General features: G+C 55.9%; 12 protein-coding genes. 4 read left to right on the top strand and 8 right to left on the bottom strand.

The genetic code is table 11. The annotated features are described in order from the left end of the window. Window positions 1–2: 2 nt before the first annotated feature. Window positions 3–854, top strand: coding sequence for a metallophosphoesterase family protein (locus tag IE105_RS05645; protein WP_189496293.1), 852 nt, complete (start codon window positions 3–5; stop codon window positions 852–854). Window positions 855–943: 89 nt separating this feature from the next. Here IE105_RS05645 and rpmE read toward each other — a convergent pair whose 3' ends face one another. Further along, window positions 944–1,159: a 50S ribosomal protein L31 gene (rpmE, locus tag IE105_RS05640; protein ID WP_189496291.1), complete on the bottom strand. Its 216-nt coding sequence runs from the start codon at window positions 1,157–1,159 to the stop codon at window positions 944–946. A 174-nt stretch (window positions 1,160–1,333) separates the two neighbouring features. On the opposite strand from rpmE, the gene IE105_RS05635 reads away from it, so the two are divergent. After that, a complete protein-coding gene (locus IE105_RS05635; RefSeq protein WP_189496289.1) occupies window positions 1,334–2,188 on the top strand; it encodes a hypothetical protein in 855 nt (284 codons plus the stop codon). A gap of 24 nt (window positions 2,189–2,212) precedes the next feature. Here IE105_RS05635 and IE105_RS05630 read toward each other — a convergent pair whose 3' ends face one another. The 6 genes from IE105_RS05630 to IE105_RS05605 all read right to left on the bottom strand — a co-directional run bounded on the left by IE105_RS05630 (window position 2,213) and on the right by IE105_RS05605 (window position 7,880). Continuing rightward, window positions 2,213–3,031, bottom strand: coding sequence for an inositol monophosphatase family protein (locus tag IE105_RS05630; protein WP_189496288.1), 819 nt, complete (start codon window positions 3,029–3,031; stop codon window positions 2,213–2,215). Window positions 3,032–3,061: 30 nt separating this feature from the next. Continuing rightward, a complete protein-coding gene (locus IE105_RS05625) occupies window positions 3,062–3,232 on the bottom strand; it encodes a hypothetical protein (RefSeq protein WP_189496285.1) in 171 nt (56 codons plus the stop codon). A 28-nt stretch (window positions 3,233–3,260) separates the two neighbouring features. Beyond that, window positions 3,261–3,827 carry an elongation factor P gene (gene efp / locus IE105_RS05620; protein WP_189496284.1) on the bottom strand — a complete coding sequence of 189 codons (567 nt, stop codon included), beginning with the start codon at window positions 3,825–3,827 and terminating at the stop codon, window positions 3,261–3,263. Window positions 3,828–4,050: 223 nt separating this feature from the next. Continuing rightward, window positions 4,051–4,827 carry an SDR family NAD(P)-dependent oxidoreductase gene (locus tag IE105_RS05615; protein ID WP_189496283.1) on the bottom strand — a complete coding sequence of 259 codons (777 nt, stop codon included), beginning with the start codon at window positions 4,825–4,827 and terminating at the stop codon, window positions 4,051–4,053. Between the two features lie 9 nt (window positions 4,828–4,836). After that, a complete protein-coding gene (locus IE105_RS05610; RefSeq protein WP_189496282.1) occupies window positions 4,837–6,012 on the bottom strand; it encodes an acyl-CoA dehydrogenase family protein in 1,176 nt (391 codons plus the stop codon). Between the two features lie 119 nt (window positions 6,013–6,131). Next, window positions 6,132–7,880, bottom strand: coding sequence for an acyclic terpene utilization AtuA family protein (locus IE105_RS05605; RefSeq protein ID WP_189496280.1), 1,749 nt, complete (start codon window positions 7,878–7,880; stop codon window positions 6,132–6,134). Between the two features lie 114 nt (window positions 7,881–7,994). Between IE105_RS05605 and IE105_RS05600 the strand changes: the two genes are divergently transcribed. Then, on the top strand, window positions 7,995–9,365 hold the full coding sequence (locus IE105_RS05600) for an O-antigen ligase family protein (protein ID WP_189496278.1): 1,371 nt from the start codon (window positions 7,995–7,997) through the stop codon (window positions 9,363–9,365). Here IE105_RS05600 and IE105_RS05595 read toward each other — a convergent pair. Next, window positions 9,362–10,489: an acyltransferase family protein gene (locus IE105_RS05595; protein WP_189496276.1), complete on the bottom strand. Its 1,128-nt coding sequence runs from the start codon at window positions 10,487–10,489 to the stop codon at window positions 9,362–9,364. The two genes, IE105_RS05600 and IE105_RS05595, sit on opposite strands and share 4 nt — an antisense overlap. A gap of 76 nt (window positions 10,490–10,565) precedes the next feature. Here IE105_RS05595 and IE105_RS05590 point away from each other — a divergent pair, with 76 nt between their 5' ends. Further along, complete coding sequence (locus IE105_RS05590) at window positions 10,566–11,630, top strand: alcohol dehydrogenase catalytic domain-containing protein (protein ID WP_189496274.1); 1,065 nt, start codon at window positions 10,566–10,568, stop codon at window positions 11,628–11,630. Window positions 11,631–11,643 lie beyond the last annotated feature (13 nt).

Below are 11,643 nucleotides of genomic sequence, written 5' to 3'. Positions count from 1 at the left end.
TTATGACCTCTATCCTACATTTCGCCGATATTCATTTTGGGGTCGAAGACGCGGCGGCCCTCGCTCGTGTTGATGCGACCATTGAAAAGCTTTCGCCTGATGTGTCCGTCATTTCCGGTGATATTACCCAGACCGGATCTGCGGTGGAATTCGTCGCCGCCGCGCAGTGGATTTCGACATTGTCGGGTCCGAAAATCATTACAGCGGGCAATCACGATACGCCCATGTACGGTCTTATTGACCGGATCATTAAACCGTTTGATCGTTATGAAGAACATATCGCGCCCCATGATGCGGGGGTGTTCGAAGACGATAATGTCATCATACAGTCTCTGAATACATCGCGCGGAATACAGATGAAACTCGACTGGTCAGTGGGGGTCGTGAACCTAAATGACCTTGATGAAAAAATTGACCGCTTTGGACAAAGCGACTGGGGCAAGTTGCGGTTTTTGAATGTTCACCACCCTTTCATCTATCCCCCTGAATCACCGTTGCAAAAAACAACCGATAATGGGCCGGAGGGCCTCAGGCGCCTCGCAGACGGGCATTGTGATGCGGTACTATCCGGTCACGTGCACATCCCGTATGTCATTGAGCGCAATCCAGGTGGGAGTGAGCTGTTGTCGGTCTCTGCCGGGACACTATCGACGCGCCGGCGCGGCAATAAGCCGAGCTTCAATCATATTCAGGTGGACGCGGATGAGGTGGTCATCACGATGGTCGAATTCACGGGCGAGGAATATGTGCGGTCCGAGACGTTTCGGAAGGCCCGCCGTGAGTTATCTGCGTGGCGCCGCGATGGGCCGCGTGAGATGCAGAAAGACGCGACTGTTCTGGATACGCGAACATAGGTTTGAAGCAATTTTAAAGGCGGTCTCTGGGTGTCGCGCATAAAAAAAGCGGCCCCAGGTCGGAGCCGCTTTTCATGTCTTTGGAATGCTTATGCAAAACCCTTAAACTTGTCTTTGAATTTCGATACGCGACCGCGATCAGAAATACGGGCTTCGCCGCCTGTCCAGGCTGGGTGCGTTTTCGGATCAATATCAAGCGATAGCGTATCGCCTTCTTTGCCCCAAGTGGAGCGGGTCTCGTAAGTGCTGCCATCAACCATTTTCACGGTGATGGAATGATAATCGGGATGTCCGTCGTTTTTCATGATGTCGTCTCTATGTTGGGTACGGCTTAACTTTAGATGGTCCACCGCTCGGCGCGCCCTATATTGGGCTGTGGCGATGGAATCAAGAGGGGTGGGCAGAGTCGAGGGAGAGGCGGCGAGGGCCGGAATAAGGGACGCGTTGCGAAAGTTAGAAAAACACGCCAAAACGGATCAATGACCCGTATTATTCTTTTATCCTTCGTGCTCATTCTATCCGCGTGTCAGGCTGACACCGCCGCCATTGAGATCGAAAACAGGTTTGAGCAGACGGCCTCTGAGGATGTCTCGAGTGAGACGGAAGTTCTTCGCGAATGCGCAGACAACCCAGAGTGCAAAACCCAGGATAGCGCGCAGTTTGAATTGGCCGTCACCATTCTGAGTGATTTAACGTCAGGGGCTTGCGAATGGGCGCCCGACCAAACCGGAGGTTTCGTCCCTGTGGCCTCAGCCGTTTTTGGTGTCGAGGATGATGGACCAGCTATATCTTTGGAAGAATGGGTCGCGCTCGGACCGGATCAAGCCAAAGCGCTTTTGGATGAAACGAGCCTGTTAAAACCTTTCTCTCATAAGTGCGATTATGATGATCAATCTGCGGATTTTCGTCAGGGCTATGATCTGCTCGTCGCCGCCAGTGCCGCAGGCAATCACGATGCGGCGAACGAGCTGGGGGTGCTTTATCTTGATGATCCGGATATGTTTGACCTCGACGCGGCGCGGTCCTTTTTAGAGACCTGCAACGCCTTTGGCGGAGGTTTTTGCGCTTTTAATTTGGCCCGGGTCGAGAGCCTTGAGTCTGTGGATGGATGCGGTCGGTGCTTGGGGCTGTTACGAGTCGCGGCTACGAGAACGGGCGATGGAGGTATCCGGTTCATGTATGGCTTGGCCAAACGGCGTTTAGACCGCGGCGAGCTCGTTGGCCGTGTTTTTATTAACACCGGGACGGATAGCGGTACACAGGAATTCCTCGAAGAATTCGAGGTGTTGTTCCCCCGTCTCGCTTTGGATACGGCGAAGCCAGACGGTATTTGATTGCTCGGCGCTTAAGGCGGGGGGCTAACCCACTCGTTCCTTTAGCACAGGAAGCAGTGTCTGCGTTCCGACGATGATGTTGCCTGTGTCCATCACAACGCCAGACGTCAGGCTCTCAACCATCAATGTCGCTTCGCGCGCAATAATGATCCCTGCGGCCATCTCCCACGGCTTAACGTCGCGTTGCCAAAACCCATCGTAGCGGCCCGCCGCCGTCCAGGCGAGATCAAGGCCTGGAGCCCCCATGCTCCGTATACCTGCGCTTGTGCCCATGACTTGGTGGATTTCTTTGAGGAATTTCGTGTGGCCCTTTTGCCCAACGGACGGTCCGCCCGTCGCGAAAAGGCAATCAGAGAACAGCTCGCGTTGCGTGGGTTTCAGGCGACGGTCTCCGCCGCCGCGTGTGCCGTCATTGATATAGGCCCCGCGCCCTTTTTCAGCGAACCACATATCATCCGAGAGCGGATTATAAACCAAGCCGGCGACGATTTCGCGTGGGTTGCCGTCAATTTCACGCTCGAGAGCAATGGAAATCCCAAAATGCGGGATACCGTGTAGAAAATTCGTTTTCCCGTTGATGGGATCAACGATGAAACGGTGTGATTTATCGGTGCCGACAATCGCGCCTTGGTCTTCCATCAAAAAACCATAACCCGGACGCGCCTGCGTCAGTAGCTCATGGATGGTTTGTTTGGTTTTACGGGCCGCGTGATCAACGAAATCCGCAGGGCCTTTACGGCTCACTTGCATGGTTTCAATTTCACCGAAATCGCGCTGCAATCCGCGCGACGCTTTCCGCGCGGCTTCCTGCATAACGTTCATAATGGCTGACATTCCGCTCATTACATGTCCTTCTCTCGGGCGAGCCCGACGTTATTTCCAAACTCGCATCAGCGCGAGCCGCGCGGCGATGGCGGCGATAAGACCAAGTCCCGCACTGGGAAGTCTATCGAGGCCAACCCCATATTGTAGACCAAAGGCGACGGCCACGAGCACGAACACGGGTATGAGCCGTAAAACCGCAAACCGGGTGCCGGAATTCATGTCCATCGCCAAAAGGTCCTACGTTTGTTTAATCCGTTGACCGTGTGACGTAACTACCGTCTTCCGTATTGATAACCAACCGTTCGCCTGCATCAACAAAAGGCGGTACGGCCGTGCGCACACCATTGGTCAGGGTCGCAGGTTTAAAGCTATTGGCCGATGTTTGGCCTTTGACGACTGGCTCGGTTTCCGCGACTTCGAGGATCACTTGATCGGGGAGAGAGACACTGATCGGCTTGTCTTCGTAAAACTCGAGCGAGACTTCCATACCGTCCGTGAGGTAGACCGCGCGGTCGCCAATGAACTCTTTTTGCAGATTGATCTGCTCGTAGTTTTCCGAGTTCATGAAAACAGCGGAATCGCCATCATCATACAAGTAAGTGTGTGCTTTTTGATCGAGCCGAACCCGCTCAACCGTTTCTGCGGCGCGGAAACGTTCATTAAGTTTACGACCGTCCATCAGGTTCTTCAATTCGACCTGATTGAACGCCCCACCCTTGCCGGGTTTGACCGCATTGCACTTCACTGCAACCCACAATGAATCCTGATGCAGGATGATATTGCCGGGCTTAATCTCATTGCCGTTCATTTTCATGGCGGGGGGTAATCCTCTTTACGATAACGCGCGCGCGTAACAGAGGGGAGAGGTGTGGGCAATACGCGTGGGCTGTTGGGAGGAAGTGGTCGGTCGCTCTGACACGTGCGCCTTTGGAGTGCATGTCGTGAGGCGAGCTACACACTAATTGCTATGCAATCACACCCTCAGGGATGGTAAATATACCTATCGCCTCTCGCTTAAGTACGACGTGGTATATTCATCAACGCGGCCCCATCCGAATGCCCCCATCCATGCGGATACACTCGCCATTGATATAGTCATTCTCGACAATTTGCTGTGCGAGCATGGCGATTTCGTCGGGTTTTCCGAGGCGGTTGGGGTAGAGGACGGTGTTTTCAAGCGCCGTGAAAATATGCTCCGGCAATGTGTCGAACAACGGCGTATGGATCAGGCCCGGCACGATGGTGTTACACCGGATACCGACTTGGGCGAGGTCACGCGCAATGACGATGGTCATGCCAATGACGCCGCCTTTGGACGCGCTATAGGCCACTTGGCCGATCTGGCCTTCATAGCCAGCGACAGACGCCGTATTGGTGATGACGCCGCGTTGACCGTCTTCCGTAACCGGGTCTTGGCTTGCCATTTGTTGCGCGGCGAGTCGGGCAACGTTGAACGTCCCGGTTAGATTGACGTCGAGCACGCGTTTGAACACGTCGAGCGGATGCGGGGCGTCTTTCTTTTTGTCATAGGTTTTATGCGCACTGCCGATCCCGGCAAAATTATTACAAATGTGGAGCGCGCCAAAGGCATTAACGGTCGCTTCAATGATGCTCGCCACGCCTTCCTCGTCGGTCACATTGCCGTTGAAATATCGAACGTTGCTGCCGAGCTCTTTAACTAGAGCTTCGCCGCGCTCGTCGTTCATGTCGAGAATGGCGATATTCGCGCCATGCGCGTGATAACGTCGTGCCGTGGCTTCGCCGAGACCGGATGCGCCGCCCGTTATGAGCGCTGTTTTGCCTTTGAGGTTCATGGTCCGCTCCTAGTTCAACATGGATTGATAGTTTTGCGAGAATATATCCCGCCCGATGATCAGTTTCATAACTTCGGAACTGCCCGCAAGGATGCGGTTGATGCGCGATCCAGTAAACATGCGGCTGATGGAATATTCATCCATATAGCCCGCGCCGCCGTGCAGCTGCACACCCTCATCCATCATTTTCCACTGAATTTCAGAGCCGAGAAGCTTGGCCTTCGCTGCGGCGTTGGCGGTCAGGAGGCCTTGGTTGTGTAAGTTCACCAGATGATCGACATAGACTTGCAGCATGTCGATTTCGCTATCGAGTTCGGCCATTTTGAACTGGGTATTTTGCATCTGACTTAGCTTTTTACCAAAGACATTGCGTTCCATGACGAAGTCGCGGGTCAAATCGAACGCATGGCGGGCGGACGCGGAGTATCCTGTCGCTGCGATGAGCCGTTCTTCGGCCAGACCTTCCATCAGGTGGATGAACCCCATGCCCGGCGTGCCGAGGACGTTTTCGCGCGGGATGATCACATCGTCAAAAAACATCTCCGCTGTGTCTTGCGCCGGAAGACCCATTTTCTTGAGGTTCTGCCCGCGGGAGAACCCCTCCATGCCGCGTTCCACAATCACCAGTGTCATGGCGTGCGGGTTGGCCGGTTCCGACGCGCCTTCAGCAAGATATTTGCCAGCTACAATGACGACGTCGGCATTGATGCCGTTGGAGATATAGGTTTTTGATCCATTGAGGATGAGGTGGTCGCCCATATCCCGGACAGTGCTGCGCATGCCCGAAAGGTCAGACCCCGCGCCCGGTTCGGTCATGGCAACAGCCAAGATCGTCTCGCCCGAGATACATTTGGGCAAGAAGCGCTCACGCTGTTCTTCATTGCCGATGTTTTTGAAATAGGGGCCAACCAAGCGGGAGTGAAGCGTCGCGAAAAACTCGCCAGTTTCCGCGCGGGCCGTTTCTTCAATAATGATTTGGTCCCAACGAAAATCCGGATCACCAAGTCCGCCATATTTCTCATCCGGCCAGATCATCAACATCCCACGTTCACCCGCTTTCCGGAACGCGGACCGATCAACAATCCCCGCCTCGCGCCATTCCGCCATATGCGGCTTGATCTCTTCTTCGAGGAATTGGCGGTAAGATGAACGGAACAGGGTCTGTTCTTCGGTAAACTGACGCATAATGTCTCCCCGATGAGATTGTTTCCCTATCAGTAGGGACGTCGCTTTGCTCTTGTGAAGGGCGCGTCGCGATCTGGGCCCCTTTTATCACATAACGGATTGCGGGCGGCCTCTTCGGATCACAAGAGCGATTTGGGTATGAGAATCGGCATCACCGCCAAGATTTGACCAAAGCTTTTGCCTTGCGCGTCATTGCGAAGTGACGCCATCCCGCCCCCACCCAGCGCGCGGTCCATCAAGATATTCATCGACTGTGAGCCCGGGAGATACCAGCGCTCAATATCGCCTTCAACAAGATGAGCGAAGCGCGCGCGAATGATCGGTTCGGTCAGTGCCGCCCAAATATAGGGCATGAACTCGGACTTTCGCGCGATGACGCCGATGTTGCTTTTGTCGCCCTTGTCGCCAGATCGCAACCACGCGAGAGTAGCAAGATTGACCGCAGTGTCGCCTTGGGGGTTGGGTTCAGACGGTATCTCGGGTGACGGCGCGGTCGCAGCCGCGCTGGGGGCCGGCCGATACGAAAGGCCGTCCACTTGGACGTCCGCAATCGATTTGTCGATCATAGCTGAGAATAGCCGCACGACCGCTTGCGGTTTAGGGCGCGCCCCCGAAAACAAGACGAGGCCCGGCGGGGTCGCAAGTCCGAAGCCAGACGCTTCTTTCAGCAACAGCGCACAGGCCGCCGCGTCCTCATGCCTGACCGAGATACGAAAGGCGATTTCAAGCGGATCGCGCGTTGTGCCAAACGCACCATAGTAAAAATCAGTCCCGGTCATCTCAAGTTCTGCGGCGGTGTAATCCGGCATATTGCGCGCGCGCAGCGTTCGCCGCGCACGGGCGAGGACCGCCTCATACACAAGCTCCGCTTTTTGCGCGGCGTCAGGCCCGATCATAAAGAATAGGGCGCTGAGCCGATGGCCGTCCGCAACCGTGAGGCTGGCTTTATACTGTTCCGGGACACCGCGTCCACGCGCGCCCATCACGCGCACGCGGTCTGGCCCCAATTCCATGATGTCGACATGAGAGAAATCGCATATCACGTCCGGCAAGGCATAAGTCTCGGGGTCACCGATCTCGTAGAGCATTTGCTCCGCCACTGTGCCGCGATTGACGACGCCGCCCGTGTTATCCGGTTTGGTGATAAGGCACGACCCGTCTGCGTCGACCTCCGCAATCGGGTAGCCAATATCGACCAAACTGTCGGCCACGGTTTGCCAGTCAGTGAAATTACCGCCCGTCACTTGCGGCCCGCATTCGATCAAATGTCCGACCAACGACCCTTGTGCGAGCTTGTCGAGATCATCCGGTTGCCAGTTAAATTCATGGATCAATGCGCCCAGCGTCACCGCGCTATCGACACACCGCCCCGTAATGACGATGTCCGCGCCGCCCGCCAACGCCCGCGCAATCGGAAAAGCCCCCAGATAGGCATTAGCCGAAATAATCGCCTCAGGATCGGGAAAGGCCTCACCTGAGAACATTTCAGAGACAATTGAAATCCGGTCTAGCCTGTCCATGATGTCATCCCCCGTGACGACAGAGACAGTTAAATCCAATCCTGCAGCGGCGACCACTTTCCGGACCGCGGTGGCGCAGCCCTCCGGGTTCACGCCGCCCGCGTTGGCGATGATTTTAGTCCCTTGCGACGCAATCACAGGCAGGTGCTGGGCCAAGGCCGTGACAAAGTCGGGCGCATAACCTGTATCAGGATTGCGCGCGCGCATCGTCGCCATCAGGCTCATGGTAATCTCAGCGAGATAATCGAAAACAAGATAGTCGGGCGCAGCGGCGAGTAATTGCGCCCACGCCATGTCGCTTTCGCCCCAATAGCCCGAGGCCCCGCCCAATCTGACCGTCTTGTTCATGAGGTTAGGATGGCGTGCGCGAGGGGGAAGGTAAAGGGCGTGGGTCGTTGCAAAACATGCGACGGACCAGTCATGGTTAACGCGGCCCTAACTCTTTCGCGGCATGGGCGACCTATGGACGTCACCTACGACAGTTCTGGCTACAGCCAAGCGCATCTGGACCAGCGTAATTACGCGTTGGTTGGGGGTATACGCGCGTTGGAATCCGCCCTGTGGGTGTTGATAGTTGTCTTCTTCTCTGGAGCGATAATCGGTTTGACCTTTGCGTCAGCCGAAGCGCTGGATGCGGGCGAAAGTACCATCGCGCAATATCTCTGGTATCCGATCTATGCGCTGGTCGCGGGGTTCATGATCTTGCGCGTCCCGGGCGTGTTGCGACTCGTCTCACGCAATCCGCTGATTATAATCTGTGTTCTGTGGCTGGGTTTGTCATTCTTTTGGTCGATTGATCCGGGAACGACGATGAAGCGGTCTGTCGCGCTGTTGATGACGACTTTGGCGGGGCTGGTCTTTGCGGCGCGTTATGATTGGGGTGAAATGGTGCAGCGCCTTGGCGCCGCGATGCTCATCCTTTGTTTGATCACCCTGTTTGTTGCGATCCTGAATCCGACGCGGGGGATTATGTCAGACATTCACCCTGGCGCGTGGCGGGGCCCGTGGGCGGAAAAGAATTATCTCGGCGGCATCATGGCCAAAGGTTTTGCCGTGTCCCTCTGCGCTTTTGCAATGTACCCTAAACGGGCGTGGGTCTGGGTCCCGACGGGGATGTTATGTTTCATGCTCATGCTGTTTTCGACGTCCAAAACGTCTCTTCTGGCGGCAATGGGATGCTTAGCGCTCTTCCTCATTGTGCGTGTCTTTCGGCGGTTTCCGTTCCTTCGTGTGCCCGTTATTTGGGCCGTCGTAGCGGGGACAGCTGCCCTCGTCCTGTTGCTCACGTTCGGGTTCGAGTGGGCTTTGTCGCTGATAGGTAAGGATCCGACCTTAACGGGACGGACGGACATTTGGATATTGCTCGGCCGCGCGATTGAGCAAAAATACTGGTTCGGCTACGGCTACAGCACCTTCTGGCTCGACCCGCTGGGACCCAGCTATGAGACGCGTACCGTTCTGCAATGGGATGTACCCACGGCGCATAATGGCTGGCTGGATAGTTGGTTGTCGGGGGGATTTGTCATCATTGCGCTGTTTTCGACGCTGCTGTTTATGACGATCCTCAAGAGCCTCGGCCGCATCAAAACGGGCGGTGTTGAAACTTACTGGGTCATCCTCAGCTTGTTTTTCTTCATTCTGTTTTCGCTGTCGGAGTCCTCGATCCTGCAGCAGAATGATATTAGCTGGTTCCTGTTTGTGGCGACGACAGCCAAACTGTGGGCGGGTGATCCGGCATGGTGGCGTGCGGGGTCACGCGGGGAACAACGCGGCACGGTGGCGCGCGTAGGAATTTATCGCGGTCCAGACCGTCGAAAACCCCGCCGCAGCTAGGCTTTTGGCGCCACAATATGCGCGCCGAAACGCTTGCGCAGGGTGACGAACTTCTGTTCCCAAAAGTAAAAGCTGAGGGCTGTGATCGCAAACGACGCCGCAAGTGCAATGATGACCGTGGGCGCGGTCCCCAATTCTGCGCGCTCGACCAGATCCAGCACCGGGAAATGCCACAGATATAACCCGTAACTGACACGGCCAATCCAGCGTAGCGGCGCGAGCTCCAAGACCGGAAAAGCCCATTGGAACACCCGACCAAAATAGAGGTTTAAGAGCAACACGCCAAGGGTGAGCCCCTGAACGGAAAAGCGCAGCACCTGCCGAAACATGTCGTCCCGGATCAGGAACGTCGCAAATAAGACGAGGGCAGCCAGCACAGATGGCACCCAGCCAATCAAGACACGCAACCGCGCAGGATCACGCAATTGATGCAGGCCCAACGTGAACAGACAGCCATAGGCAATCGAGTCAATCCGCGCGTCTGTCGCCATATACGTATAAAGCTCTGCGGTTTCTGGCCAGATCAGGCTGACCGCGAGGCGCCATATTGGCACCAGCACGATGACAGCCAGAAGGACCGTTGTCAGCCGCCGCCAATTGAGCCCCGTCAGGACTAATAGCGCCGGGAAAACCATGTAAAAATGCTCTTCGACCGCGAGCGACCACAGCGGCGTCCAACTCATATAGGGCGCTGCGCCCACAGCTTGCGCGGCGATCTGATAGTAATTGGTGAAATAGAAGTTGGCGGCCGCGAACTCCGTCGCGACGGGACTGCCGAGCCCCAGTCCTACATGCACAGCGGTCGTGACAAATGTCATCCCCAACAGGGCTGGGAACAGGCGAATCGCCCGGCGGACATAGAAATCTTTCAGGCCGACGCGACCTTTCTTCTCGGCCTCAGCAATCAGCAGTCGCGTAATTAAAAAGCCGGAAATAAAGAAGAAGACGGTGACGCCAAAGCCGCCCGGAACGATATGACTGAGCCCAAAGTGGGCGACGAGAACGATCAAGACCGCAATCGCCCGCAACCCGTCGAGCCCCGGAATATAGCCGTAGCGGGCCTCTGCACTGATCGCATTTTCATGCGTGCGCGGGCGCGCAACGATATCTGACGTCATATCCATGATGGATGCCTATCAGACGAAGGTGTAACAACAGTTTCACGTGCCAAATACCTGCGAATAGGGTTAGCAAACCGTTATGAAAGCTCTCGTCTTCCACGGCCCCAAGGATATTCGCTACGAGGATTTCCCCGACCCGGGACTGAGCAGCCCGCATCACGCAATTATTGAGGTCAGCCATTGCTCTATTTGTGGGTCGGATTTGCATCTCTATCACGGCGATACAGTTGGGCCGATGGACTTCTCATTACCGCAGCCCCAATTCTGCGTTGGGCACGAAACAATTGGCAAAGTGGTCGAGGTCGGCAAGTCCGTCAAAAACCTGCAAGTCGGTGATCGTTTACTGGTCGCGGGCGGGGCGGGCTGTGGCCTGTGTAAGTTTTGCAAGGCAGGCGACCTTCGCCGCTGCACCAGTGATCGTCCGGCAATGGTCTATGGCTTTTCTCCACATATGAATGGCGGTCAGGCCGATTACTTGGAAGTCTTTGCGGCGGATAATGCGGCGATGAAAATCCCGGATACTGTCTCGGATGAACAAGCGCTTTTAATGACAGACGCGGCGGCGACAGGACATTTCGGGCTGGTCGGATCCCGGTTCGAGCCGGGCGATAGCGTCGCCGTCATCGGGCAGGGGCCGGTGGGGCTTATGGCCGCCGAAGTGGCGGTGGCTATGGGCGCAAGCCGTGTCTTTACGATTGATCCGATTAAAGCGCGGCGAGACTTATCGCGCGGGTTCGGGGCGACGCCGCTCCACCCGGACGAAGCCCGTAATGTCATTTTGCAAGAGACGGGCGGCGTGGGTGTTGACCGCGTGGTTGAGGCCGTGGGCCGACCAGAGACTATCACGCAAACGATCCGGCTCGTGCGCCCCGGCGGCGGCGTTGGTATCGTCGGTGTTGTGTTGGATGGCGATTGGGGCGGTGTGCCGTTTTTACGGCGCGCTCAGGGGAAATCCGTTAGTGTGATGGCCGGGATTGCGAATGTTCTTGATAGTTGGCCGACCTTGATGGGGCTGTTCGAGTCGGGGCGCATCAAAGGCGACGGGATGTTCACCCATAGTTTCGATCTGAAAGATGGGGCCGACGCATACTCACTATTCGATGAACGGGCTGACGGCGTCGTCAAAATCATGATAAAGCCCTAAAACCAACAGATTT

Source organism: Algimonas arctica (genome assembly GCF_014652695.1).
Lineage (GTDB): Bacteria > Pseudomonadota > Alphaproteobacteria > Caulobacterales > Maricaulaceae > Litorimonas > Litorimonas arctica.
Note: the sequence above shows the minus strand (reverse complement) of the source record. Positions and strands in the feature narration are given on the sequence as shown.